Here is a 26,214-nt window from a genome sequence, read left to right as displayed (position 1 = left end):
TTTTTTTCAAGCGGTTTTCGGCAGGGCCGTGGTTATCGTGGTCAGGCCGTTGTGCGAGTTCACGGCTATGGTCCCGTTGTGCGCCTCGGCCGTGAGCTTGGCCGAATACGTGCCCAGCCCCGTGCCTCCCGGCTTGCCGTGGCTGGCGTATTTTTCGAAGAATCTGGGCAGGAATTTTTCCGGAATCTCCCCCTGATTCGTGATGGTGAGCCTGATGACGTTGTCGTGCATGTCCAGATCAGCCGTGACGTCCGTTTCCTGTGGTGCGGCTTCCAGCGCATTGCGCAGCAGGTTGATGATCATGGTGTAGAGCAGCAGCCTGTCCCCGTTGACAAGCAGGGTGTCCACCTCGTGCATGGTTCTGCCCGCGAACAGCAGTTGCAGGTTCACGGCGTGACCCTGCGCCGTGTTTTCGAGGTCTGCGGCGCAGCTTCGGAGCAGGCGGGCGATGTCGGTTTCCTGAACGTCGAGTTCGTATTTGCCGTGCTCCAGCTTGTAGAGGTCAAGGGATCGGTTGACCATGTCCAGTGCCTTGATGCCGGATTGGCGGATGAGGTCCAGCCCCCTGGTCACGTTCGGCGGCAGGTCCGGTTCCTGTCCGAGAACCTCGGCCAGTGTCACCACGGGCGCGATGGGCGACTTGAGGTCGTGGCGGATTATGGCTTCCATCTCGTCGCGACATCGGATGTTTTCCTCCAGTTGCGCCGTCTTGAGCGCCAGCCGGTTTTGCAGCTTTTCGTTGATCATCAGGACCATGCCGAAGGACATGCCGACCACGAACAGTATGGAGACGAGGAGGTGCGCTTCATTGAACGGTCCGGCATGAAGATAATACTGGCTGCTGACGCTGGGGTGCAGGGCTCGGGCGGCCGAAAACAGGGCGTAGATCAGAAAGGACACGCTGGTGACGCGTATTGCGGGACTGCCGTTGTTGTGTGTCAGGAGCTCCCATGTCGTGGCCGAAGAAATGGCGCAGGCTGTCCAGGAGAACAGGCGCATGCGCATGGACAGTGACGGAGACATGGCGGAAAACCAGTACAATCCGGCTCCGACCAGAAGCAGAATCGCGCTGGAGACAAGCCATTCCAGAGGAGAAAGCCCCGGTCTTCCAACGTGACGGCGCATTCCGTTCAGGGTCGTGAGCCACCCCAGAAGAATCAGCACGTTGGCCACGACAATGGAGAGAAAGTTCGGAATGATGGCCCTGCTTCCCATGAGCAGAAGCCCTGTGGTCACCAGACCGAACGACAGGGCCCACCATCGAGGGCCTTCCTCGGGGAGCCGGTATCGGTGCAGGGCGTATATCAGCACTGCGGATACCGCGGTAAGCAGGGTCAGAACGAAACAGAGCGTACGTACGTCAAGCATTTTCGATCCCGGTCGGTTGCGGAAGGGGCGCAAGAGGAAACGCCGGGCAACATGTTCTGTCACCCGGCGTTTTCCATAGCATTTTATCGAATTTATTTCGACTGTTTTTGTATTTTTGCCCAGGTATCGCGCAGCGTGGCCGTGCGGTTGAAAACCGGAGTTCCGTCCGGCTTGTGGTCGCGGATGTCCGCGCAGAAGTAGCCCTTGCGTTCGAACTGGACGTGTGCGCCCGGCTCGACCTCGGCCAGCGCGGGTTCCAGATAGCACTCGGCGAGCACGGTTTCGGAATCGGGATTCAGATAGTCGAGGAAGGTTTTGCCTTCTTCCACTGCATTGGGATTTTCCGTGGTGAAGAGGCCGTCGTACAGCCGCACTTCGGCGCGCCTGCCGTACTTGGCCGAGACCCAGTGCAGGGTGCCCTTGACCTTGCGTCCGTCCTGCGACCATCCACCCTTGGTGGCCGGATCGTAGGTGGCGCGGATTTCCGTGATCCTGCCGTTCTCGTCCTTGTCGAAGCCGGTGCAGGTCACGTAGTAGGCGAACCTGAGCCGCACTTCCCGGCCCGGGCTGAGGCGGAAGAACTTTCTGGGCGCGTCCTCCATGAAATCCTCGCGTTCGATCCACAGCTCGCGGGTGAACGGAACCTTGCGCTTGCCCATGGATTCATCCTCGGGATGCAGCGGCATTTCGAACACGTCCTCCTGATCCTCGGGATAGTTCTCGATGACCAGCTTGACCGGATCGATGACGCCCAGATAGCGGGGCGAGCGGTTGTTGAGATCCTGACGTACGCAGTGTTCGAGCAGGGCGTATTCCACCATGGAGTTGGACTTGGCAATGCCGATGCGTTCGCAGAAGTCGCGGATGGATTCCGGGGTGAAACCCCGGCGGCGGAAACCGCTGATGGTGGGCATGCGCGGATCGTCCCAGCCCTTCACATGGCCTTCCTGCACCAGCTGGATCAGCTTGCGCTTGGACAGGACCGTGCCCGTGATGTTCAGGCGTGCGGCCTCGAACTGGTAGGGGCGCTGGGCCGGGGCCTTGCCGCCGCCCGTGGTCAGGGCGATCTGGTCCGCGTTCGCGTCGCCCTCGGCCTGAATGGCGATCAGGGTGTCCAGAACCCAGTCGTACAGGGGACGGTTGTTCTCGAATTCCAGCGTGCAGATGGAATGCGTGATGCCCTCGAAATGGTCGGACAGGCAATGCGCGAAGTCATACATCGGATAGATGCACCACGCGTCTCCGGTACGATGATGGTGTGCGTGCTTGATGCGGTACAGGGCCGGGTCGCGCAGCATCACGTTCGGGGCGCTCATGTCGATTCTGGCGCGCAGCACATGCTCGCCGTCCTTGAATTCCCCGGCGCGCATGGCACGGAACAGGGAGAGGTTTTCCTCCACGGACCTGTCGCGGTACGGGGAGTTCTTTCCCGGTTCCTTGAGCGTGCCGCGATATTCGCGGATTTCCTCGGCATTGAGGTCGTCCACGTACGCCTTGCCGTGCTTGATGAACAGCTCGGCGGCAGCATAGAATTTCTCGAAATAGTCCGAGGCGTAGCACTGATTCGTCCAGTCGAACCCGAGCCAGGATACGTCCTGCTTGATGGAGTCCACGTATTCCGTGTCCTCCTTGACCGGGTTGGTGTCGTCGAAACGCAGGTTGCAGTCGCCCTGATAGTCGCGCGCCACGCCGAAATTCAGGCAGATGGCCTTGGCATGGCCGATGTGCAGGTATCCGTTCGGCTCGGGCGGGAAGCGGGTGTGCACGCGGTTGCCGTACTTGCCGTCTTCCAGGTCCCTGTCGATGATCTGGCGGATGAAATCCTTGCCCTTTTCCGGGGCTTCGGAATTGGTGCTCATGGTCGGTCCTTGTGGTTGCTATTCCTGTAATGCAGGAGATGTATCGTCTTTCGGGGGTGGGTGTATCTGATTATTTCACCCGCACTGGCAATACGGGAAAACCCATTGAGGGTCAATCTCAGGGACTTGCCACACGGCGTGGAAAAGGCCACAGTATGTGGGCTCAGGAGGAGGTGTGTCATGACGCTGTTTACTGTTGATCCGGATTTGTGCCGCCACGAAGGGGACTGCGCCCGGGAATGTCCCTTGGGCTGCATTGTCATGGGGGCGAACGGATTGCCGATTCCCCACGAGAGGAAATACCGCTATTGCATGGGGTGCGGCCATTGCATGGCCGTGTGCAAGACCGGGGCGATTCAGCTCGAAGCGTTCGCCCGGGGTGGTGAACCGCTCAACTGGGATCAGGAGCCCGGTTCCGAGCAGGTTGTCCAGTTTCTCAAGTCCCGGCGCTCCGTTCGCGTGTTCAAGGACAAGCCCGTTGACAAGGACGTGATCGCCGATCTTCTGGATCTGACCCAGTATGCGCCTTCGGGCCACAATGCCCGGCCCGTGCAGTGGTCCATTGCCGGATCGGCCGAACGCGTGGCCGTGGTGGCCGAGGCCGTGGTGGAATGGATGCGGTCCGAGGTCGAGGAGGACACGCCCCTTTCCAAGCTGCTGCATTTTTCCGGCATTGTCCGGAAGTGGGACGAAGGCACGGACCTTGTCTGCCGCAATGCTCCGGTGCTGGCCGTGGCCCATGCGCCCAAGCAGGGCATCACTCCGGTGGAGGACTGCGTGATTGCCGTGACCTATCTGGACCTCGCTGCCAAGAGCAGGAAGCTGGGGTGTTGCTGGTGCGGATTCGCAGCCATTGCCGCGCGCTACAACGAGGCCGTTCGCGCCAGTCTCGGCGTTCCCGAGGACAATCGGGTGAGCGGTGCGCTGCTGCTCGGATACCCGGCCCGGAGATATTCCGCGATTCCGCCAAGACCTCCGGCGGACGCGACCTGGCTTTTCTGATGCGCATGGAACAGGCTGCACTCCGTGCGTTTTTCCTGTGGAGCCGCGTCGTTTTGCTCCTGCTCCTGCTTTTCCCTGCACCTGCCCGGGCGCAGGATGCGCATGTCGTCCGGATCGGCATAGCCGAGGACCTGCCGCCATATGCTCTTGCTGCCACGGATTCCGGGATGGAAGTGGAAATTCTCCGAGCCGCTGGCGAGGCCGGAGCGCATTGCCGCATTCGGATCGTCTATCTTCCCAAGAAAAGGCTGGCACTGGCCTTCGAGCATGGTCAGGTGGATGCTCTGGCCGTGAATGCGGAATACGACGTGACCCGGGAAACCGGGCGAACCTCCTTTGCCTCGGATATCACGCTGGTATACCACAATTATGCCATTACTCTGGCGGATCATGACATTCGATTGTCCTCGCTGGCCGATCTCGGTCTTTTCCGGGTGGTCGGCTTTCAGAATGCGACGCAGTATCTCGGGCCGAAGTATGCGACCGTGGTCGCTCTGAACAAGCACTATCGGGAAGTCGAGGATCAGGCCCGGCAAGTGAGGCTGCTCTATCTGGGCCGGGCCGACGTCGCAGTCGCTGACAAGAACATCTTTCTTTACTGGAGGGATGTGCTGCAGGACTCTCCGGAGAGCCGGGACATCGATTTTTCCCACGGCCTTGCCTTTCACGACATTTTCTCCCCCGCGCCCCGGACTTGTGTCTTTGCCCAGCCCGAATGTCGCGATGCCTTCAACAGGGGGCTCGACATCATCCGGGCCAATGGCGAATATGACCGTATTCTGAAAACATATTCGGGCTGGCAATAGGCGGCCTTCGGCGACCCTCCCGGGGGGCCGGGCTCTGCCCGGACCCGCCAAGGAGCAAGGCCCCTTGGATCCCCATTCTGTCTTGAGAATTCGAAGAGGCCGGATACATGCCCTGTCGGGACATGCATCCGGCCTCTCCAAATTCTCAAGACGGGGTGACTTCAAAAGAGAGACTTGCTTTTCTTCCTTTGCCTGTTTCCCCTGAGTTCTTTTCTTCAATAGCGCAATCGCCTGCTTTTTCGCATCGCCCTACGCCGCCATACGAGCCGGACAAGTTTCCTCATCCCTTGCAGGCGGCGTAGAACCAGAAAGTTTGGGAGAGTCCAGAGAACCCTTTTCAAAGGGGTCTCTGGTCGCCGAAGGCATTCCCGGGATCAATACATCAGTCCGGGCAGCCAGAGGATGATTTGGGGGAACACGAAGAGCAGGGCGATCCCCGCGATGATGGCGGCGAGAAAGGGCATGGTTCCCTTGAATATGGATTCCAGCGTGATGGATGGCGCGATTTTCTGGGCCATGCCGTAGACCACGTACACGTTGATGCCCACGGGCGGGGTGATCACGCCGATCTGGGTGATGAGCACGATGATGACGCCGAACCAGATGGGATCGTAGCCGAGATTCGCCACCACGGGATAGAAGACCGGAATGGTGAGCATGATCAGGGCCAGCGCGTCCATGAAGCAGCCGCCGATGAAATAGATGGACAGGATCAGGGCCATGATCGCCCAGGAGGGCAGGTCGAATCCGGCCACCCACGAGGCCATGTTGAAGGGGATGCGGGTCACGGCGAGGAACTTGCCGAACACCACGGCCCCGGCCACGAGAAACAGCACCATGCAGGAACTGCGAAGGGTTTCGTACAGGGAATTGACGAATCCCTTCCACGTGAGTTGGCGTTTGATCACGGACAGGATCAGCACGCCGAGCACGCCGATGGATGCGGCCTCGGTGGGGGTGAAATAGCCCAGAAACATGCCGCCGATCACGAGGATGAACACGAGCAGGGTGTCCATGAGCCCGAGCAGGGACTTGAGCTTTTCGGTCAGGGTGAAGGTGTCGCCTGCCGGACCGAGATCGGGCCGGATCAGGCATTGGAGAAAGACTGCGGCAACGAACAGGGCCGTGAGCAGGACCGCGGGCATGATGCCGGCCATGAAGAGCGCGCCGATGGACTGTTCGGTGAGCACCCCGTACACGATGAGCACCACGCTGGGCGGCATGATCATGCCCATGCCCCCGCCCGAGGCCACGGACCCGGCAGCGAGCGAGTCGGCATAGCCGTAGCGTTTCATTTCCGGGATGCCGACCGTGGCCATGGTGGCTGCCGTGGCCGGGCTGGACCCGCATACCGCGCCGAACGCGGTGCAGGCCGAAACCGTGGCCATGGCGAGTCCGCCCCGGATGTGGCCCAGAAAGCAGTATGCCGTGCGGTACAGTCGGCGGCTGATCCCGGAGTTGAAGGCGAGTTGGCCCATGAGGATGAACAGGGGAATGGTGGACAGGGAATAGGAGGCGAACGCGTCGTAGATGGAGCGCGAGAGCAGGTTCATGCCGCCCTTCCACGAGATGAGCAGGGAAAAGCCCACGAAGCCGACCATGGTCATGACGTAGGCCACGGGCATGCGGGTCATGAACAGGAGCAGCATCACGCCGATGCCGATGATTCCGGCGAGAGTCGGGTCCATTACCGGGATTCCTTTGTGAAGAAGATGAGCGTGTCCTTGAGCAGGCACAGGGAAAAGGCCAGAAAGCCGAAGGCAAGGGCATGGACCACCCAGTAGGTGGGCAGTTCCAGATTCATGGACACCTGTCCCGAACGTTCGAGACTGGCCGCGTACAGGGCCATGCGCCACGCAACGATGCCGAACAGGACGCAGGCGCACAGGTCGGTGAAGCATTTGACCCGTGCCCGGACCTTGCGGCTGAAGCGGCGCATGACCACCTCGACTCCGATGTGACTGCCCTGCGAATGGGCATAGGGCAGGGCCATGCCCATGACGAGCACGGCCAGAATGGTCACGATTTCCTCGGACCCGAACAGGGGCGTGTTCATGGCTCCCCGGCCGAGCACGTCCGCGCCCGTGACCAGCGCCATGCCCATGAGACAGCATGCTGCCACGATCTTCATGACGGTTTCCAGTCTGCCCAGTATGATGATGAGCGTCTGCATTGCGTTATCCTGATGAAAGGCCGGGAATGGTCGCATGAACCGCCCCCGGCCCGTGGTTCTCGGCTAGCGGGCCAGTTCGCCGGTGGTGAAGTCCACGACTTTCCGGCCGTTCACGCCCTTGGCCTCGGCATTCCTGACATAGTCTTCCAGAATCGGGGCAACCGCGTCCTTCCAGCGCGTGGTTTCCTCGGGCGAGAGGGATATCAGGGTGCCGCCCCTGGCCTTGAAGAATTCCCGGCCTTCCACGTCGGCCTGATCCCATGCCTGCCCGTGGCGTTCGGCCCATTCCCGATTCAGTTCGGCAATGGCCTTTTGCGCTTCCGGGGAAAGGGATTCCCAGCGGTCCCGGTTCATGACCACGAAAAACGTGGTGGTGTAGGCCACGGCAGTGGAGTCGGTGCAGTAGTCCACGACTTCGGCCATGCGCCAGCCCTTGTTGGTCTCTTCCGGGTACATGCCGCCGTTGACCACACCCTTCTGGATGGCCTGATACGAGTCGGGCATGGACATGGCCACCGGTGTGCCGCCGAGGGCCTTGACCACCTTGCCGGAATTGCCCGTGGCGCGGAGTTTCATGCCCTTGAGGTCTTCAAGCGTGCGCACCGGGGCCTTGGCCGAATGGAGCAGGCCCGGGCCGTGGGCGTGGAAATACATGACCTGCACGTCCTTGAACTCCGCAGGCGTGAATTCCGCGTATACGGCATTGGCAACGCGCGTGGCGTCCGTGCCCGAGGTGTAGCCCAAAGGCAGGTCCACGGCCTCCATGACCGGGAAGCGGCCGCGCGAATAGGCCGGGGCGGACATGCCGATGTCGGACATGCCTTCGACCACGCCGTCATAACATTGTCTTGCCTTGGTCAGGGTGCCGCCCGGGAAGTAGTCGATGACCACTTCGCCATTGGTGCGTTTTTCCACTTCGCGGCACCATTCCTCGGCCAGTTCGGACTGGACGTGGGTGGGCGGGAAGAAATTCGAGTAGGTCAGCCGGGTTCCGGCCTGGGAAGGACCGGGCAGGGCCGCGGAGAGGAGTGCGGCGACTGCGAGAACCAGCATCAGACGTTTCATGATACCCTCCAGGGTGATTATTCTTTTCGGGGTCGAGGCCCCGCCACTCTCGTCATTCGGGCTGCTTCACGCCGCGCGACAGGGCCAGTGTTATGGCGGCCTCGCGCACGTCTTCCAGTGTCAGCACCCCGGTCTCCAGCGCATTGTGCACCATGAAGCCTTCGAACAGGGCCGTGTTCATGGCGCCGATCTTTTCCGGCGGATAGTCGGTCTCCACGAAATCCCGGACCAGTCCTGCAAACACCTTGTTCGACAGGCGATATTTGCTCTGGTTCAGCTCGGTGCGCAGTTCCGGCTTGCGCGCGGCCTGCACCGTGAACTCCAGAAACACCTTGGCCCAGTTGTGATCCGCCACCATGTTTTCCAGAAAGTCCCAGATGAAGCGCAGGGCCTCTTCCAGATTCGTGGCGTCGGAGAACACGCGGTCGCGCGAGTTGCGATACCGCTGGAGCTTGTCTTCCACGATTTCCAGAAACAGGTCGTCCTTGCTGTCCCAGTGGCGGTAGAAATTGCCCTTGGCATACCCGGCCCGCTGGGTGATCTCGGCCACGGAGGTCTCCAGAAATCCCTTTTCGCGGAACAGGGCCATGCCCGCAGACTTGAGTTCCTGCTGCGTCTGTCTGGATTTTTCCTGTTGTTTCGTTGTCATGACCGCTCCGTCTCCCTGAGAGATGACCGCTGGTCAGAAAGTGACCGCTGGTCATTTTTTACGAGTCCTCGGCTATCATGCCGAGGGAAGGGGTGTCAACAATCGTGACGCTTTTCAGGGAAAGCGATGAGAACTCCAGTTGTTTGGCCCAACTGGTTGACCTGACAACTGTTTTAATGTATGTAGCCGATATGTCGGAAGAAAATGCCATAAAAAAACGAATTGCGTTTCTGGACGTGGCCCGGTTCTACGGAATCGTGCTCGTGTATTACGGCCACATCGTGGAACGGATCATGTACCTGAAGAATCCGGCGGCAACCGCCCAGTACAAGTTCATCTACTCGTTTCACATGCCGTTCTTCTTTCTGCTGGCCGGTTTTGCAGCCCCGCCGGACAAGGTCTTTCTGCCCGTGCGCGCGTTTCTGCGGCGGGAGGCCGCGTCCAGACTGGTGCCGTACGTGTTCTTCACGCTGGTGCTCGTGGTGCTCAGCCTGTTTTTTGCCGGGCATTTCGTAGTGGCTGACCTGAGCACGGCCAAGGGGTATCTGGTCGGGACGATTGCCACGCTCACGGGATTCCCGGCCTTCAACATTCCGCTCTGGTTTCTGGCCTGCCTCGTGTCCGTGGAAGTGCTGCATTTTCTGCTGGGCCGTTTCCTGACCACGGATGCGCGACTGCTCGCGGTGGCCGGGCTCATGTATCTGGGCGGGTACTGGCTGACCCTCAAGGTGCAGTTCATCCCGGGGCCGAATTTCTGGCTGCTGCACGAAGCCCCGGTGGTCTATGCCCTCTATCTGATCGGCGTGCTCATGCGGCGGCGCAATTTCCTGTCCGGCAAGGGCATGTCGTGGGGAATGGTTGGGGCTGTCGTGGTCTGCGGGTTGGCCGTGCTCCTGACCTGGAATCTGAATCAGGGGCCGTTCCGGCTGTTCGACGCCGTGGTGATCGTGCTGTCCGGGCATGGCAACGTGGTCTGGTTCCCGTTCACGGCCCTTGCCGGAAGCCTGCTGCTTCTGCTGCTGGCGCGACTGTCGCAGGACGTGACATGGACCGCGTTTCTGGGGCGCAACGCCCTGATCCTGTTCTGTCTGAACGGCGTGTTCTACCATTTCCTGAACGGTCCGTTCGCGGACTGGTTCGCGCGTACCCTGCCGGGGCACGCCATGTCCGTGACAGGCGCGTGCGTGGTCTTTTCCCGCGTTTTCCATTCTGGGATGCGTGCCATTCGTGTTTCTGCTGAACCGCTATGCTCCGCAACTGGTGGGCAGGCCTGCGGTGCATGGACCGTTCATCCCGGCACTGGTCCGGGCCTGATGGGCGGAGTGAAAGGAACGTTCGCTATGCGGACTGGGGGTCGAACATGTCCGTGAGCAATTCGCCGGGGTCGAAGTCCGCGTCCGTATCCGCAAGGTCGATTGCGGCGATGAGATGTTCGCCGCCGAGTTGGGAACCGTCTTCGTCGTAGATCAGGGAACCGGAATCACTGCCAGAGGATTCCCATATCAGACAGCTTCCCGCAGTTCCCGAAATGCCGGAATATTCGCCATTTGCCATGATCAGGGGGCCGTGGCTGAAGTCCAGCTCAACCGTATCCTCATTCGGATTGAAATCCAGAATGCGGTCGTTGCCGTGGTCCGCGCTCTTGTAGGCGAACACGTCGCTGCCTCTGCCGCCGAACAGGTAGTCCTGATCCGCGCCGCCGATGAGCAGATCATTGCCGTCTCCGCCGAACAGGTAGTCCTGCCCTGTGCCGCCGTCCAGAAGGTCGTTTCCCTGATTGCCGACGAGAATGTCCCGATCCGCATCGCCGGACAGGCGGTCCTGCCCGTTGCCGCCGAACAGGGCGTCGTCATCGGCTCCGCCGCGCAGGGTGTCGTTGCCGTCCCGTCCGAAGAGCTGGTCGCCTCCCTGATTGCCGGAAAGCGTGTTGTCGCCGGCGGTTCCTTCGACAATATCCCTGCCTGATCCGCTCGACGCATTGGTCGCATCCGTGTGTGCCATGGTCGATCCCGTGTTGCCGGGAGTTTCGCGGACAACGGTACCGGATTCCAGATCTATGCGAAGATTGCCGGTTTCCTCGGAAAAGTCTCCGGAATCGGGTTGCTTTCCCTGATCGTCCGGCGAATTTTCGATTTTCGCGATCGTGGCCGAGAAGTGTTTTGCCGCGATCTGCCGTTCCTGATCATCCGGAGGCGGCGGCCCGGAATCCGTTTCGGACGTTGCATTGTCGAGCGGCATTGCCTCGTCTTCCACATCTGCATGCGGAATCGTTTCGGGCCGAGGCTGTGCCGGCATCTCCGTCATGCGCGAGAATTCTCCGGCGCCGTCGTTTCTGAACCAGATGGCGTGTCCTGAGCAATCCGTGGCCGTGATGTCGCAATAGCCGTCGTGATTCACATCCGCAATGCGCGCATCGTTGTATTCATGGTCGGAGTCAAGGGCGTTGGCAGCGTGCCATTGGGTGCCGTCATGCCGGATGATCTGGAGTTCGTTGGTGTTGCCGTTGATGGTGGCGAATTCCAGCATGGCGTTTGTCCGGTCCAGCTCGCCCACGGCCAGCACCGAATGATCGCCCAGATCGGGCCAGGCCAGAATGCGCGAGCCGAACGGACCGTCCGAATTCTGGAGCAGAACGATCTGATCGCTGTCGCGGACAATGATGTCGTTTGCGCCGTCCCGGTCCACGTCCGCCACATGGATGGCGCGCGGGTTGTCCAGAATGACGCCGGGGCTGTGGATATCCCCGGTCTTGCTGAACACGATCTTCAGCCCCTTGGCAAAGCCGATGACCAGATCCGGCGAGCCGTTGCCGTTCAGGTCGCCGAACCCCACGGCCATGGGCGCGGCATTGGTCAGGCTTTCCAGATTCTTCGCACCCTGTCCCATGTTTTCGACCCAGAAGGGCGTTGTGCCGGGGGCATGGGGCGTGACCAGAATGTCCATGTCGCCGTCGTGGTCCATGTCCCGAAGTTCGATGTCGGCCTGCGGGGATGGCGTGATTTCCGTGGTGTCGTTCAGGGAGGAAAAATAGGAAACAAGCGACTCGCTCAACTCGGGGAGCCACCCGTTGGTGCCGAAGGGCGCGTCGTTCGCCCCGTCGCGAGGAGGTTCTGCCGTGTCGAAATGATCACGCACGTTCGTATCGGTTGCCAGTGATGTCGCAGACATGTTTCGGGCGGCATCCGTGGGATTCGGCATGGGGTATCAGTCGCTCGTAAAATTGTTAAGTCGCATTAACGAATCATCCATAGTCGCGACATTGTCCGTTGTCAAAGCGAAAACGGCAAAAAATGGATTCGTCCATGTCTTTTCAACAGCATGTGGATCAACCGTTGTGGAAAACTATTTCCGCCAGTAGGGCGAGGAGATGTCCTCGAACGCGGACATGGCGGCAACCGATCCTTCTCCGATGGCCGTGACGATCTGCTGCACGCCGCCGGTCACGTCTCCGGCCGCGTACACGCGTGGCACATTGGTGCGCATGGCTTCGTCCACCCTGATGAAGCCGTTTTCATCCAGCTCCACGCCCAGTTCCCGGGCAAGGTCCGTGTTGGCTGTCTGGCCGATGGCGATGAACAGGCCGTCCACGTCGAGTTCGGATTCCCGGCCGTCCAGAACATTGCGCAGGTCGAGCCCGGCAAGCTTGCCGTGGGTTTCCCTGATTCGCGTGACCACGGTGTTCCACCTGATCGGGATACCGGCATGTTCCACGGACTTGATCAGATGATCCTGTGCGCGGAATGCATCCCGGCGATGGATGATGGTCACGGCCACTCCGAGGTTGCGCAGATGCAGGGCGTCGGTCAGGGCCGTGTTGCCGCCTCCGGCAATGGCCACGCGTTTGCCCTTGTACAGGTACCCGTCACACGATGCGCAGTAGTTCACGCCCTTGCCGAAGCAGGTGTCCTCGCCTGGTACGCCGAGTTTTCTCCATGTCGAGCCCGTGGCCAGCAGGACGGCCCGGGCCGAATGGACGGCACGGTTGGTCGTGATTTCGATGCGTTCGCCGGTTTCGATGTGCTCCACGCCTTCTCCCTCGCGGATGGGCACATATTCGCGCGCGTGTTCGCTCATGATGTCCATGAGCTGCTTGCCGGGTACAGTGGCGAATCCGGGATAGTTTTCCACCACCGGGGTAAGGGCCACCTGACCGCCGATCAGCCCCTTTTCAAGGACAACGGCCTTGAGTCCGGCCCGGGCCGCGTAGATTCCGGCAGTGAGACCGGCCGGGCCCGCACCCACGATGACCAGATCCACTTCGCCTTTTTCCAGGGAACCGTAATGGTCCGGGGCCTTGCTGTTCTCGACTCCCGGCAGGGAGCCGTCCGCGAGCAGGTCTTCGGCGCTGCGCAGGGCCAGCAGTTCCACCACGAACCGCTCCTCGGGCATGAGCCCGAGTTGGGTGAAGGTGTTGTTGATGACCGTGTGCGGCACCGAGCCGACGTTGTGCCTTTCCGCGAGTTCCGGGTTTTCCGTGCTGTCCACGCACTCGGCCCTGACCCGTTTCGGGCTGTGGATGGCGCAGCGGACCGCGTTCAGGAACTGCCCGGGGCAGTATGGGCAGGACGGATTCACGAATACCTGCACGAACCGTTCTTCGTTCAGCTCGCGCAGCAGGTCGCTGGAGACTGGGGAAAGTCCGGCCGTACCCATGGACACGAGCAGGATCGTGGTGATGAAGGCCCGGCTTTCCTCGCCGATGGGAGCGCCGAGAAAACGGATGTGCATGCTGTCCGGATTGATGCAGAGCGTGGGAAAGGCCGTGATGTCCAGTTCCCTTGCCCGGGCGGAATCCGCTTCATGCGTGGTGAACGTGATCCTGTCCGAAAGTCTGTCCAGATCGGCGCAGAGTTTTGCCGTGTATTCCGAATGCTCCCGGTTTCGGCCCGTGTCCGGAAACAGTTCCAGCGCCACGTGATGCTTCAGGGACTGGAAATGCTTCTCCAGTTGCTGGCGGATGTCTTTGGGAAGGAACCAGTCGTTGCGTGTGCTGCCGGGGTCGGATTTCGGGTGCATGCGTCACCTTGTGGTCGGTTTGTGGAAGGTTGATGCTTCCTGTGGAAGCCCTGTTTTGCGATCAATAGTATCTCTGCCTGATATCGTGGACCACGCCCTGTTTGCGGGCCTCTGCCATTTCCAGATCGAAATGGGCGAGCACTGCCCGGGCATGGGGATACGACTTGCGGATGCCCAGATGATAGCGCGTGGGTGGCATGATGGAGACGGGTTTTCTGGCGATGGTGTCTTCCAGCCCCTGTTCGCGGATGATGCGCATGGCGTAGAGCGGATTGCCGATGTAGATGTCCCGCCTGCCTTCGGCCAGTGTGCGGATGATGTTTTCCGGGGAATTGGCCCAGAGTACGTCGTAACTCCGGGGATATATGCTGCGGGCCAGATTGTTGCCCTTGTAGTCCACGATGCTGAGGTTTCGGATGTCCTCCAGCGAATTGACCGATTCGATGATTTCCCGTTCGGGATTGTCCCTGTTGTAGAACAGCTCGAAATCAATGGTCAGCGCGGGAGTGGCCGAGAAAAAGGCGTATTCGCGCCGGGGGGCTGTCGGGTTGGTGCAGAAGCCGTCGCCAGCGCCTTCCCGCACGAGCTGCTGCGCCCTTGCCCACGGGAAACCTTGGTGCACCACATCGTATCCCATGCGATCCCTGAGAATCGCGTTCATCAGGTCCACGAGGAGGCCGTTCATCCGGTCTCCGGTCTCGAAGCTCAGCGGATTGAGGTTGTCTCCGTAATGCATGATCAGGCGCGGGGCCTCGGCAATCCCTGACAGCGGAATCGCAAGAGCGGCGGCCGTGGCCGAAAACATGGCGAGACATTGTCTTCGGGTGAAGGTCATGAATCTTCTCCTGATCATGGGAAAATACATATTTTGCGATGGAAAAACAAATCTGTTTGAATCGATGGTCCGAAGACTTGCCATTTGCCGCCTGTTGCTGGTAGGTCCGGTGCTCCCGGGCTGCCCGGGAAATCAGGCAGCAGAGGCGGAAAAATGAAGATACCTCCCGGATTGAACGTGATTTATGCGGACCGCAAGCTGGTGGTCGTGGACAAGCCCAGCGGGCTTTTGTCCGTGCCCGGCAGGGGACCGGAAAATCAGGACTGCGTGGTGACCCGCGTACAGGCCATGTTCCCGGAATGCCGCAAGTTTCCCACTGTACATCGACTGGACATGGACACGTCCGGCCTGCTTGTGCTCGGTCTGACGGCGCGTGCCCAGCGCGAACTGTCGCAGCAGTTTCACGACCGCGAGGTGAGCAAGCGCTACGTCGCGGTGCTGGATGGTCTGGTGACCCGACCCGAAGGCGTGATTGACCTGCCGTTGCGCATGGACAGGTTCAACCGTCCCTATCAGGTCTATGATCCGATTCACGGCAGGCGCGCTGTCACGGAATGGCGCAGACTGTCCGTGGAAAACGGCCGCACCCGCGTGGAATTCAGTCCGCACACGGGCCGCACGCATCAGCTCCGCATGCACTCGGCCCATCCTCTTGGTCTTGGCTGCCCCATTGTGGGCGACAGGCTCTACGGCTCGGGCACAGGACCCGGTCAACTCCTTTTGCATGCCGGATATCTGCGGTTCATGCATCCCAAGACAAAGGAAATGATGGAATTTTTCACCGAACCCAGTTTCTAGGCATCCTGCCGACGAATTTCCGGAAGGCCCGCGCATCATGCGCGGGCCTTTTTTTTGTTCGAAAGTTCATGCCGTTGCGGAAAAAGAGAAGATTATAATCCGGTTTTCGACTCACCTATGTATACTGATAGCAGTGATAATTCCCGGATGCCCTTTCGAATCCGTTTCAAAAGGGATGGAGGACCGGGAGAGATTCAGCGAAAACGACACGTTGACACTCCGACGACTCTTCGACGCGGGGAAAAGCCCCGCCGCAAGGAACGAATCATCGCAACGACGCTGGAGATCGCATGGAAACAGGATTGATGAGGGTGGTTGCTCTTTCCGCGGCCGGACTGGCTCTTGGCAGTTTCGCGGGATGCGTTACCTGCAGGCACGCAGCCGGGACATCCGTATTGTCTCCGGCCCGTTCCTTTTGTCCGAAATGCGGGACCACTCTTTCCTGGTTTGAAAACATTCCCATACTCGGGTTCTGCCTGCTCCGGGGACATTGCCGTCATTGCGGCAAGCCGATCGACGCGGCCTATCCCCTGATCGAGCTGGCGTTTTTCCTCAGCGCGATTCTGATCGCGGTCCGGGGGCTTCCGGTCATGGCATGGGCTGCCTGCATGGGCGCGCTCCTGCTGCTGGCCGTGGCATGGACCGAGGAGATGCGTCTGGGGCGCGTGGCGGGAATGGTTCCGGCTGCGCTTTGCGGCGCTGCGCTGATCATTGCGCTGACCGGGGATCGTCCCGTGTTGTCCGTCCTGATTCCCGGGGTGGCGCTGGCCTGGTGCGTCGGCCTTCTGATGGCCGTGCTTGGTGCGTGGAAGCACGCGGTCAGCCCGGGCCCGGCATGGCTGGCCATGGGCGCGGCTCTGGTTGCCGGAACCGTGACCACGAATCCGTGGTTTGCCGCCGCAGTCATGGTCGGGACGGTCTGCCTTGGCGTGGCTTCGGTCCGGCATGGCTGGCGCATTCCGTTCTCCGGATGTCTTGCGGCCGGGTGTCTTGTCTGCATGGCGGGGGTGTGACGCCATGAGGAAGCGCGTTGCCGCCATGGTCCTGCTTCTGGTCTGCGCTGGCGTGGCCGTGCAGGGGGAGGCCGTGTTCTCCATGGTCCTCCGGGCCTATTTCGGACTGCACGGCATTCACGGCAAACGCATTGTCCGGGGCGGGGATACGGTATTCCTTTTCGAGGGCGGCCCCCGGGACGGGCGCACCGTGCTGCTTCTGCACGGCGTGGGAGGCAACGCCCTGACCTCGTGGTTCCGGCTCATGCCCGATCTCGCCCGGCAGTATCGGGTGATCGCGCCGGACATGTTTTTCGCCAATCTGCCCGATCTTGTCGGCTCAGGGTACGGCATTGATCTGGAAAACAGGCTGGTGGACATGCTGTTTGACAATCTCGATGTGGAGCGCGCCTCGATCGTGGGGCTGTCCTTCGGGGCCTGGCCCGCCTTGCGCGCTGCAGCGGACCATCCCGAACGGGTGGACAGGGTCGTGCTGGTTTCGCCCCTGGGCGGAAAGGCGGATCAGGTGCTGGAAGGGCTGGACTTGGACCCGGATGACCCGGGCCGGGATTTCCATTACCGGATTTTTTCCAGTCCGCCTCCGGTTCCGTCCCTGTTCCTGCGCCCCCATTGGGACAGGACCACGCGGGTATTTCGCGCCCTGCCGCATTTTCTCGATCAGCTGGCTGTTGAAGGCGAGCGGCTGGAAGCGGCCATGCCCCGCGTGCAGTGCCCGGTGCTGATCGTCTGCGGGGAGCAGGATCGAATCATGGGCAGGGAACTGTTTCGGGACATGGCCGGGCAGTTGCCCCACGGCTCGCTGCTGGAACTGGAAGGAAGCGGTCATGCCGTGGTCTGGGATCGGGCCGATGCGCTTGCCGGGGTCGTGACGGATTTTCTCGGACAGGAGGCGGACGGACATGCGCAGTGAAGGCTTCACGCTCATCGAGGTGCTCGTCACTCTGGTCGTGCTCAGCATTGGCGCGCTGTCCGTGATGAAGTTCGCGTCCCAGACCCAGGAGGTGAGCGCGGAGATCAGCCATACTGACGCCATGTCCCGGTTGGCCGGAATCAGGATGCTGGAATTGGAAAAGGACGGTTTTTCGTCCTCGTTTTCCCGGAGCGGGGGCTTTGACGATGAACCCGGGTACGAGTGGAGCGCCGGATCGGTCGGCGTGAACGACGACGGATGGTACAGAATGGTGCTTGAGGTTCGGCGCAGGGACACCGGGCGGACCGTGATTCTGGAACGCGTCTTTCGCGAACTGTTGTGAGGTCGGCATGGGAATCGGGAAGCGGCATGGCGGCGAAAGGGCCGGATTCACGCTCATGGAGATGCTCGTGGCCGTGGCCTTGTCCGCCGTGATCATGATGGCCCTGTTCGGCATGTTCGGCGCGGTGGTGGAAGTGGTGGCCGGTGTCGAGCAGCATGAGGAAGCCGCCAACAGTCAGCGGGTCTTCGAGGGACTGCTCTTCGACGATCTGGGATCGGTGTATGCCGACAAGGAGGCGGAGTTCCGCTTCAAGGGAAGCAGCGGTTCGTTTCTCGGTCTGGACGGACAGTTTCTGGAATTCTGCACCTCGGTCGGACTGGGGCGGGCGAACATCGGGCCGTCGTTTGCCCTGCAACGGGTCGAATATCTGCTGAAGGGTCGCGGCGATCTGCACGACGTGTACCGCAGGGAGCGGCCGAACTGCGGAGTGCCCGGGGAATGGGAATGGGTCGAGGTCCCGGTGCTTCGGGGCGTGCGCGAGATGGAGGTCGAATATCTGGACCCGTTCGACTGGAGCTATGTCACGTCCTGGGAAGGGGATGGCGGAAGGTGCCCCAGAGCCGTTCGGTTCAAGGTGGTGTACCGGAACGGTCGGGAAGAGTCGTTCGTGACGCAATTGTCCGTGGACGCGGTCGGTACGGAGTGATCGATGCGTCAGCCACGGAAGGAGGGATCGGTGCTCATCGTGGTTCTGCTCATACTCGCTGCTGCGGCCTATCTGGTCATGGAGAGCGGCAAGGTCGTTCGCATCGACTATGGTGGGGCCGCGTATCAGCGCTGCATGGCCTCGGGCGGAAGTCTGCTGCGTTCCGGGGTGGATGTCGCCCGCGAGCTGCTCATGCAGGACCTGCGCAAGCACGGCGATGTCGGGGATCACAAGTTCGACCAATGGGCCAGAGCGGACCGTTTCTTCGAGACCCTTTCCTCGGGATTGGAGTCCGGGGAGCTTGCCGGGACCATCGTGCCCGAGAATTCCCGGATAAATCTGAATCACCTGCGTCAGCAGGACGAACTGGGCAAGGCACTGGCCGGGATTTTTCTCAGACTGATGCGGGGCTTGTGCGCGACCCATGGTGTGGAGGGAAATCCGAACGTGCTGCTCCAGTCGATCAGGGTCTGGCTCGGCGCCAAGGACCTGAGCGGTGATGCGGCATGGTACGGGGATCAGGACCCGAGCTATGCGGCTCCCCGCAGGCCGTTCAACTGCGCGGAAGAACTGCTGCTCGTGCGTTGGGAAGACGTGTCCCGCGAGGATTTCCAGCGGCTGTATTTCGGCAGGCCCGGCGCGCCCGGACTCGAAGCGTTCGTCACGGTGTGGGGAGAAGGGCGCCTCAACGTGAACACGGCCCGTTCCGAAATGCTGGGCGCCATGGCCCCGGAAGGACGGTATCGGGCCGAGTTCGTCAAGGCCGTGCTGGGATTTCGCAACAACGGAGCCAACAATCTTTCCGAGCCCTGGTATCTGGACCTTGCCGAGCGGATCGGGTTCGACATGGACGCGTTTCCCTCCAAGGCCCTGATCTTCAGGAGCCGATATTTTCGCGTGACCCTGAGCGCAACGATCGGAGCCGGGAAGCTCGGTTCCACAACCATCATCAAGCGGGAGGACAAGCTGTGCAGGGTGCTTTTCAACAATGTGCACTAACCCATTGATCCGGAAGGACAGATGAGGAATCGCATCGCCCACATTGCCCTGACCGACGGGAAACTGCATTTTCTGCTGCGGTCCGACAGGCAGGCCCCGCTGCTTCAGCTCGCCATGTCCGTGTCATCGGATGCGGAGGGGCTGGCCGCGGCGCTGGCTCATGCCCGGGACAACGGTGCAGATTTCGATCGGGCCGTTGTGGCCGTGGACGGACGGGACTGCATCCTGCGCAACTATCGCATGCCCATCCGGGGGCGCAGGCAGCTTGAACAGGCCGTGGATTTCGAATTGGACGAAGATCTTCCCCTGGATGCCGAGGACCTTGTTCGGGACCATTTCTGCGGATTGCATCAGGACGGAATTTCCCATGTCGTGGCCGCTGCCGTGAAAAGGGAGCGGATTGCGGAACTGGTCGCCATGTTCGATGCGCAGGATGTGGAGATCGAGAGAATGGACGTGGATGCGGCGGCGTTTGCCCGGGCGTGTCTGGCCGTGGCCGATGGCAGGGCCAGATTGGGCGGACTGGAAATCGGCCGGGATCGGACCCTGTTCTGCCTGCTGGATCAGGGGCGTGTGGCCTGCCTGTCGGTGCTGCCATGGGGCGAGTCCCTGCTTGCCCGCGACGTGGCCCGGGATCACGGCATGGCCGAGGAAGAGGCGGACAGGCTTCTGGTGTTCGGGGAAGACGCATCCAACGGTTCCACGGCTGCGGAACAGGAGGATCGGGTTGCCGCGCGGGTGACCGGATTCGTGCAGCGTCTTCTTCGCGAAACGTATCGGATTCTCGGGGATCGGGAATGGCCGTCCAGCTTCATGCTGAGCGGAGACGTGGTACGTGTGCAGGGTTTTCGTCGGATTTTCGAGGCCGAGGCGGAAACCGGAGTCGAGGTCTGGGAGGAAACGGTTCTGGCTCTGGGCGAGGAAACCGATGAAGGGCAGCGGGGCAGCGGGTTGGCTGTCGGATACGGAGTTGCCGAGGAGAGCGGGCCGGGGTTCGATTTCCGCAAGGGCGAGTTCGCTCTGGCACATGCAGCCGGAATCTGGGGACGCGAAGCCGCGCATCTTGCCGTGCTCGGCATTGTCGTGGCGCTGGCATGGGCCGGATACGCCTATGCTTCGCTGGTGAGCGGACAGCGGGAGATCGTCTATCTGCGCGAGGCCATGACCGAAGTCTACCGCGAGGCACTGCCCAATGTGAGCGCGGACCTGTCGTCCGTGCAGTATCAGAGCATTCTTTCCTCGAAGGTGAATCTGCTGGCAGGCGAGGGGCAGGTGGGAAGGGACGGGGTCGGCACCCCGGTCATCGAGACGCTTCGCATCGTCAGTTCGGTTCTGGACAGGAAGATAGACGTGGAATTTCTGAGTCTCAGTCTGGATGGCAAGAGCATTGCGTTGCAGGGGGAAACCCGATCCATGAACGAGGTGGATGCGATCCGCGCCGCGCTGGTCCGTACCGGGGCGTTCAGCGAGGTCAAGGTCAAGAATGCCGTGGCAGACAAGAAATCCCGGAAAATCCGGTTCGAGATCGGGGTGCTGCGATGATGAATCTTTCTCTGGGCATGCAGGTCAGCCGTCCGATCAGGATGCTTGCGGGAGCCGGGTTGGTGCTGGCCCTTGTTCTGATCGTGTATCTGCCGGTTTCCGGAAAGCAGGATGAATACAGGGCAATGGTGAGCCGCGTCAGGAGCCAGTATCTGGAGGCGGTTTCCCTGGCACAGCGTTACGCAGTCCTGAAAAAAGGCAAGGACGGCAAGCAGAGCGTCGTGTTGCAGGAGCCGCTTTTCTCCTATGTGGAAAAGGTGACGCGTACGCTGAAGCTCAACAACAGGATAGATTACGTTCGCCCGGAGAACAGGACACGGGATGACGGCAGCACGGTTGAAGTGGTGCATGTGGCTTTCAAGGGAATATCATTGAATGAGTTCGTCAGATTCCTTTACCATATTGAAGTGGAGAAGCGTGAAATATACGTGCGGGCGATTTCCATAAAGAAGGATGGCAGGAAGAACCTCGACACGCAGATGACGCTTCAGAAATTCGGCTAGGAGGGTGGCAGCATGGTCGCAAGAAGTCGCCTCAATCCCTTTGGGGATTCATCCAAGAACTTCGTGTTCTTTCCTTCCCTCAGTCACAAGAAGGGCGTGCACCGGATCGTGCGGGGGCTGGAGTCCAACTGCGGCCTGATTCTGCTGACCGGGGAGATCGGCATCGGCAAGACCTCCCTGGCCCGGTACATCCAGAGCTACCTTGCCGACCGTTTCATGTTCGTGGAACTGGGCAACCCCTACCAGACTCCTTTGGAGCAGATATTTTCCTGCTGCGCCAAGTTCGGGCTGGACACGGCGGGCATGAGTTCCATTCACGATTGCGTGGGCAGGCTGGAGCAGCATTTCCACGCCCTGCTGGAGCAGGGCAAGCGCCCGGTCATCGTGTTTGATGAAAGCCATCTGCTGACCAAGCGCCATCTCAGCCTGATTCACATCCTGTCCAACCTGCGCGCCAAGGACGGGCCGCTTGTGCAGATTCTGCTGGTGGGCCAGCTCGAGATTCTCGATCTGCTGACCACGGAAGGCATGGAAGCCCTGAACCAGCGGATCGGCGTGCGCTGCGAATTGTCGCCTCTGGTGCTGGAGGACACGGACAAATACATCCATTTCAAGCTGGACAAGGGCGGCCGGACCGGCATGGAGAGTTTTTCGCAGGACGCTGTCAGGCGCATATGGGAACAGTGCGGCGGATTGCCGAGGCTGATCAATCATGTCTGCGCTCATGCGCTGGACGCCCTTGCCTTCAAGGATTCCAACGTGGTCACCCCGGGCATGGTCGATGAAGTCTGCCGGGATTCCGTCTATACCGGCCTGTTTCAGACCCGTACCCGCCCGAAGCGGAATGCAGGTCGTCCCCGGCTGCGGCTGGCATGGGCGTCGGCTGCGGCTTTCGGTGTGCTGGTCGCGGCGTTTGGCACGCTGTGGGCCACGGGGCTGCTCGCCCCGGAAAGACTGTTTGCCCGCTGGGAGCCTGTCCCGGCTGTTTCCCGCGTTTCGCAGGCTTCGGCTTCGGTACCGATTCCGACCCCGGTGAAAGCTCGGCCTGCGGCGGTCCCGGTTGCGCAGACGCCTGCGCCCGCAACTGGTGCCCCCGTAGCCGTTGAACTTGCTCCGGTGGCGGCGGAAAAGCAGATGAATGCGCCGGAATCGCCGATGGTTGCCGAATTTCAGCAGCCAGCGATCGAGTCCGGCACGCAGGAAAATGCGGTGCCGGTTTCGGTCTCGGCGCAGATCGATTCCGGTGCGAAAGACCTCGTGGCCATGGTGCAGGAGAAAAACGGTTTTCAGCCGTCCGCGTCGGCAAACGAATCGGAACCGGGAGCCCGGACTGCGGAGCAGGAGGCGGAGCTGGCAACAGCCGAGTCTGTGTCTGAATCCGCTGAATCTTTTGCAGACGAAGCCGCCGGAGACACTGTCGAGGGTGGAAGCGGGGAGCCGGCTTCGGAGGCGGTTGCGGCCGACGCGGTTCCCTCGGATTCCGTCGTGGAAGCCGAGCCCGTGCCCGAGGTGGTCATTGTTCTCGATGGTCCCGTGATCGAGGAACCGGACGAGGCCTCCCAAGGCAATGTCCCGGAAGCTGCGGAGCCGACCCCGTCCGTTGCGGATGCGGAAGACGTTGATGCCGGGAAAAAGGCCGCAGCAACGCCTCGGGCCGAGCCCGAAGCCTTGCCTTCGGAGCCGGCAAGGGCGGTTGGGGCGCGATCCCTGCCCGCTGACGGGACTTTCGAGGACGGAACCGTGCATCCCGTGGTGGGCGGGCTGCTCATCGGCGCCATTGCCTGGAATTCGGACCCCACGGTCAGCATAGCGGTGATCAACTCGCGGCTGGTGCACGAAGGCGACGACATCGAGGGGGTCAAGGTGGTGAGCATCGGCAGGGAGGACATCGTGTTCGAATACGAGGATCAGGTCTATCAACGGGCCATTTCCCGCTAACAACGGAGAAACGCACATGGATTTTCGAAATCGCATCGCACGCAGATTGGAAACGCGTCGCCGCAGGGGCGGCTTCACGCTCATCGAACTCATGGTGGTCATCGTCATTCTGGGCGTTCTCGCCGGACTGATCGTGCCGCAGTTCATGGACGAACCCCAGAAGGCACGGGTGGTCAAGGCCAAGATGCAGATCGAGGCCATTTCCACGGCCCTGAAGAAATTCTACATCGACAACGGGTTCTATCCGTCCACGGAGCAGGGCCTGAATGCGCTGGTGCGCAAGCCGTCCGTGGGGCGGACGCCGAAGAACTATTCGCCGTCCGGCTATCTGCCCAAGGTTCCCAATGACCCGTGGGGGTCGCCCTATGTGTACATCTGCCCGGGCAAGCATGCTCCGTTCGATCTGATTTCCTACGGTGCGGACGGCGCGTCCGGCGGGAGCGGCAATGATGCGGATGTCAACAGCTGGCAGATCGACTAGGCCCGGAACGGGTGGATTCACCCTGTTCGAACTGCTGGTCGTGATCGCGATTCTGGCCGTGGTGGCCGGACTGGTGATTCCCCGGGTGGACATGCAGATCGGGGGCGACGGCATCGAGGCCGTGGTCAGGACCATGAAGACCGCGCTGGATCGGGGCCGTTCCCATGCCCGGCTCACCCGGAGCCCGGTGGAGGTGCGGTTTTGGGAATCCTCCCTCCGGGTTGCGGGCGATGGCCGGAGTGTGGACCTGCCGGACTCGGCGAAATTCGAGGAAATCGTGTTTCCGGGCCGGGACCGGGAAGGCGTGGACAGACTGGTGATCGACAGGCGCGGGCTGGCCCGCTCCGCCGTGATCCGGGTGAGGGTGGATGATCGAATGTACAGCGTGCTGGTCAGTCCTGTGGTGCGGGAGCTGGAATACAGGGAAGGGTTTGCGACTGCTTCGGATTTTGTCGACTAGGAGGAAGAATGCTCAGATCGGGATTGTGCCTCGCATTGGCTCTGGCGCTGCTGGCGGGCGGATGCTCGTCCAGACGTTTTGCGCCGTCGCCCGCTGCATCCGTGGCGGACCGTCCGCTGGTTCTGGATGCGGCGCAGGCCTACGAGGCCGGGGACGACCTGCGGAGTCTGGAAATCTACAAGGAACTGCTGGCCGCGGACCCCGACAATCCCGTGTATCTGAACAACATGGGCGTTGTCCTGCTGCGCAACGGCCGGGTCAATGCCGCGCTGGACGCCTTCGAGGATGCCTCGCTCAAGGATCGGACCAACCCGGACTATCTGGTGAACGTGGGATTTGCCCAGGTTCGGCTCGGGGAACAGGACGAGGCTCTCGCCTTTTTCGACCATGCCCTGCAAGTCGCTCCGGGAAATGCCCGGGCCGTGTACGGCAAGGGCGTCGTCTATCTGTTCATGGACGAACCGGAGATCGCGCTTGGCTATTTCCGGCAATCCGCCCGGCTGGACCCGGATCATCTGGAAAGCGTGTTCATGAAGGGATACGCCCTGCAACGGAATTCCCTCTGGGCCGACGCCATCGTGGAATACACTCGATACATCGGCTCGGCAACGGACCCGGTGCAGACGGCAAATGCCTATTCGAACAGGGGATTGTGCCGGTTTCAGCTTCAGGATTTCCGGGGCGGCATGGCTGATCTGGAAGACGCGATTCGGCTGAACGACAATGAGGCGATCTATTTCTACAACCGTGCACAGGGGTTCCAGATGCGTCAGGAATTCGAAAAGGCGCTGGATGACTATACCCGGGCCATTTCGCGCAAGGCCTCGTTCCCCGAGGCCTACATCAACAGGGCCGAACTGAACTATCTGCTGGGCAAGGAAGCCAGGGGATGCGCGGACCTGAAGCGGGCTTGCGATCTCGGGGTCTGCGAACCACTGGAAAAATACGAAGCGGCGGGCAAATGCGGCAAGTGATCGGCAACTTTCTCGACGGGCGTGTGCCCCGGTTTCTGCTGACGCTGTCGGCAGTGACGCTTGCGGCCTCCTTTCTGGCCGGGGCGGCCGTCGCTCTGCTGATTCCGCCGAAATTGCCCCGTCTGCCCGGGGATTCCGCACTGGTCGCGGACGTGGCGGCCAAGGTGGAAATACCGCCGCTCAAGGCGTTTTCCCCGATTCTGGATCGGAATCCCTTCAAGGCGGCCATGCCCAAGCCGCCTCTGCCGCCCAAGCCCAGGAAGGTCACTCTGGACAAGTTGCCCGTGGTCAACCTGAATGTGCGCCTGCTCGGGACCATGGCCGCTGAAAATGTCGAGTTCTCCCGGGCCGTCGTTCTTGAGGGGGACAAGCAGCAACTGATTCGGATCGGGCAGAAGCTCGCCGGATACACGGTGTCCGAAATACAGCGGCGGGCCATCGTGCTGACCAAGGGGAAAAAGCGGCAGCTTCTGCTCATCGACGCGGAGGACAGGAAGATTGCGGCCGGGGCCGGGAATGCGCGCAAGATGCTCTCGCGCAAGGCGGTCAAGGCGCGGTTTCAGAATCTGGACAGTCTGGCTCAGGACATCCAGCTGGTTCCGGCGACCCGGGGCAAACAGGAAGGGCTTTGGGTCCGGCATTTGCGACCCGCGAGCCTGTTCGGCAGGGCGGGATTGCGGCGGGACGACGTGCTGCTGACCGTGCAGGGCGAGCCTGTGGCGACAGCGAATCCCCTTTCCCTGTTCCGGCTGCTGGATGAGCCCCAGATTCGGGTGGAACTGCTGCGGGAAGGACAACCCATGCAACTGGTGCTGATACTCACGGGAAGTTGAT

General features: G+C 61.2%; 25 protein-coding genes. 16 read left to right on the top strand and 9 right to left on the bottom strand.

What is annotated here, in order from left to right:
- Positions 1-6: 6 nt before the first annotated feature.
- Entirely contained in the window at positions 7-1,368 is a 1,362-nt protein-coding gene (locus MPN23_RS09615; protein WP_243543992.1) for a sensor histidine kinase, read from the bottom strand.
- Between the two features lie 92 nt (positions 1,369-1,460).
- On the bottom strand, positions 1,461-3,227 hold the full coding sequence (locus tag MPN23_RS09610; RefSeq protein WP_243543991.1) for a glutamine--tRNA ligase/YqeY domain fusion protein: 1,767 nt from the start codon (positions 3,225-3,227) through the stop codon (positions 1,461-1,463).
- Positions 3,228-3,407: 180 nt separating this feature from the next.
- Between MPN23_RS09610 and MPN23_RS09605 the strand changes: the two genes are divergently transcribed.
- Both MPN23_RS09605 and MPN23_RS09600 read left to right on the top strand, forming a co-directional pair.
- Positions 3,408-4,229, top strand: a complete 822-nt coding sequence (locus MPN23_RS09605; RefSeq protein ID WP_243543990.1) for a nitroreductase family protein — start codon at positions 3,408-3,410, stop codon at positions 4,227-4,229.
- Positions 4,229-5,035 carry a substrate-binding periplasmic protein gene (locus MPN23_RS09600; RefSeq protein WP_243543989.1) on the top strand — a complete coding sequence of 269 codons (807 nt, stop codon included), beginning with the start codon at positions 4,229-4,231 and terminating at the stop codon, positions 5,033-5,035. The genes MPN23_RS09605 and MPN23_RS09600 overlap by 1 nt, the downstream gene beginning before the upstream one ends.
- A 374-nt stretch (positions 5,036-5,409) precedes the next feature.
- Here MPN23_RS09600 and MPN23_RS09595 read toward each other — a convergent pair whose 3' ends face one another.
- From MPN23_RS09595 to MPN23_RS09580, 4 genes are all read right to left on the bottom strand, one after another.
- Positions 5,410-6,723, bottom strand: a complete 1,314-nt coding sequence (locus MPN23_RS09595) for a TRAP transporter large permease (RefSeq protein ID WP_243543988.1) — start codon at positions 6,721-6,723, stop codon at positions 5,410-5,412.
- A complete protein-coding gene (locus MPN23_RS09590; RefSeq protein WP_243543987.1) occupies positions 6,723-7,208 on the bottom strand; it encodes a TRAP transporter small permease in 486 nt (161 codons plus the stop codon). Before MPN23_RS09590 ends, MPN23_RS09595 begins: the two co-directional genes overlap by 1 nt.
- Positions 7,209-7,271: 63 nt before the next feature.
- Positions 7,272-8,273, bottom strand: coding sequence for a TRAP transporter substrate-binding protein (locus MPN23_RS09585; protein ID WP_243543986.1), 1,002 nt, complete (start codon positions 8,271-8,273; stop codon positions 7,272-7,274).
- A gap of 52 nt (positions 8,274-8,325) precedes the next feature.
- Positions 8,326-8,922 (bottom strand): TetR/AcrR family transcriptional regulator, encoded by a 597-nt coding sequence (locus tag MPN23_RS09580; protein WP_243543985.1) that lies wholly within the window; start codon positions 8,920-8,922, stop codon positions 8,326-8,328.
- Between the two features lie 191 nt (positions 8,923-9,113).
- Between MPN23_RS09580 and MPN23_RS09575 the strand changes: the two genes are divergently transcribed.
- Positions 9,114-10,292 carry an acyltransferase family protein gene (locus tag MPN23_RS09575; RefSeq protein ID WP_243543984.1) on the top strand — a complete coding sequence of 393 codons (1,179 nt, stop codon included), beginning with the start codon at positions 9,114-9,116 and terminating at the stop codon, positions 10,290-10,292.
- Here the strand turns inward: MPN23_RS09575 and MPN23_RS09570 are convergent.
- The 3 genes from MPN23_RS09570 to MPN23_RS09560 form a co-directional block, all read right to left on the bottom strand.
- Positions 10,261-12,090 (bottom strand): FG-GAP-like repeat-containing protein, encoded by a 1,830-nt coding sequence (locus tag MPN23_RS09570; RefSeq protein ID WP_243543983.1) that lies wholly within the window; start codon positions 12,088-12,090, stop codon positions 10,261-10,263. The two genes, MPN23_RS09575 and MPN23_RS09570, sit on opposite strands and share 32 nt — an antisense overlap.
- 174 nt (positions 12,091-12,264) lie before the next feature.
- A complete protein-coding gene (locus tag MPN23_RS09565) occupies positions 12,265-13,938 on the bottom strand; it encodes an FAD-dependent oxidoreductase (RefSeq protein WP_243543982.1) in 1,674 nt (557 codons plus the stop codon).
- A 61-nt stretch (positions 13,939-13,999) separates the two neighbouring features.
- A complete protein-coding gene (locus MPN23_RS09560) occupies positions 14,000-14,773 on the bottom strand; it encodes a substrate-binding periplasmic protein (protein WP_243543981.1) in 774 nt (257 codons plus the stop codon).
- Positions 14,774-14,926: 153 nt separating this feature from the next.
- On the opposite strand from MPN23_RS09560, the gene MPN23_RS09555 reads away from it, so the two are divergent.
- The 13 genes from MPN23_RS09555 to MPN23_RS09495 all read left to right on the top strand — a co-directional run bounded on the left by MPN23_RS09555 (position 14,927) and on the right by MPN23_RS09495 (position 26,213).
- On the top strand, positions 14,927-15,571 hold the full coding sequence (locus tag MPN23_RS09555; protein ID WP_243543980.1) for an RluA family pseudouridine synthase: 645 nt from the start codon (positions 14,927-14,929) through the stop codon (positions 15,569-15,571).
- 290 nt (positions 15,572-15,861) lie between these two features.
- Entirely contained in the window at positions 15,862-16,584 is a 723-nt protein-coding gene (locus MPN23_RS09550) for an A24 family peptidase (protein ID WP_243543979.1), read from the top strand.
- 4 nt (positions 16,585-16,588) lie between these two features.
- Positions 16,589-17,494, top strand: a complete 906-nt coding sequence (locus MPN23_RS09545) for an alpha/beta fold hydrolase (RefSeq protein WP_243543978.1) — start codon at positions 16,589-16,591, stop codon at positions 17,492-17,494.
- Positions 17,484-17,837, top strand: a complete 354-nt coding sequence (locus MPN23_RS09540) for a type IV pilus modification PilV family protein (RefSeq protein ID WP_243543977.1) — start codon at positions 17,484-17,486, stop codon at positions 17,835-17,837. Before MPN23_RS09545 ends, MPN23_RS09540 begins: the two co-directional genes overlap by 11 nt.
- A gap of 7 nt (positions 17,838-17,844) precedes the next feature.
- Complete coding sequence (locus tag MPN23_RS09535) at positions 17,845-18,483, top strand: type II secretion system protein GspJ (RefSeq protein WP_243543976.1); 639 nt, start codon at positions 17,845-17,847, stop codon at positions 18,481-18,483.
- Positions 18,484-18,486: 3 nt separating this feature from the next.
- Complete coding sequence (locus MPN23_RS09530) at positions 18,487-19,482, top strand: type II secretion system minor pseudopilin (protein WP_243543975.1); 996 nt, start codon at positions 18,487-18,489, stop codon at positions 19,480-19,482.
- A 21-nt stretch (positions 19,483-19,503) separates the two neighbouring features.
- Positions 19,504-21,024: a type II secretion system protein GspL gene (gene gspL, locus MPN23_RS09525; RefSeq protein WP_243543974.1), complete on the top strand. Its 1,521-nt coding sequence runs from the start codon at positions 19,504-19,506 to the stop codon at positions 21,022-21,024.
- Positions 21,021-21,527, top strand: a complete 507-nt coding sequence (locus MPN23_RS09520) for a hypothetical protein (protein WP_243543973.1) — start codon at positions 21,021-21,023, stop codon at positions 21,525-21,527. The genes gspL and MPN23_RS09520 overlap by 4 nt, the downstream gene beginning before the upstream one ends.
- A gap of 12 nt (positions 21,528-21,539) precedes the next feature.
- A complete protein-coding gene (locus tag MPN23_RS09515) occupies positions 21,540-23,465 on the top strand; it encodes an AAA family ATPase (protein ID WP_243543972.1) in 1,926 nt (641 codons plus the stop codon).
- A gap of 16 nt (positions 23,466-23,481) precedes the next feature.
- On the top strand, positions 23,482-23,946 hold the full coding sequence (gene gspG, locus MPN23_RS09510) for a type II secretion system major pseudopilin GspG (protein WP_243543971.1): 465 nt from the start codon (positions 23,482-23,484) through the stop codon (positions 23,944-23,946).
- Positions 23,912-24,406 carry a pilus assembly FimT family protein gene (locus MPN23_RS09505; protein WP_243543970.1) on the top strand — a complete coding sequence of 165 codons (495 nt, stop codon included), beginning with the start codon at positions 23,912-23,914 and terminating at the stop codon, positions 24,404-24,406. Before gspG ends, MPN23_RS09505 begins: the two co-directional genes overlap by 35 nt.
- Positions 24,407-24,414: 8 nt before the next feature.
- Positions 24,415-25,380 carry a tetratricopeptide repeat protein gene (locus MPN23_RS09500; protein ID WP_243543969.1) on the top strand — a complete coding sequence of 322 codons (966 nt, stop codon included), beginning with the start codon at positions 24,415-24,417 and terminating at the stop codon, positions 25,378-25,380.
- The gene (locus MPN23_RS09495; protein WP_243543968.1) at positions 25,368-26,213 is read left to right on the top strand and encodes a type II secretion system protein N; all 846 of its coding nucleotides are present in this window, start codon (positions 25,368-25,370) and stop codon (positions 26,211-26,213) included. Before MPN23_RS09500 ends, MPN23_RS09495 begins: the two co-directional genes overlap by 13 nt.
- The last annotated feature ends 1 nt before the right edge of the window (position 26,214 follow it).

The sequence above is a fragment of the Pseudodesulfovibrio tunisiensis genome (assembly GCF_022809775.1).
Classification (GTDB): domain Bacteria; phylum Desulfobacterota; class Desulfovibrionia; order Desulfovibrionales; family Desulfovibrionaceae; genus Pseudodesulfovibrio; species Pseudodesulfovibrio tunisiensis.
This window is presented reverse-complemented; position numbering and strand designations above follow the sequence as displayed.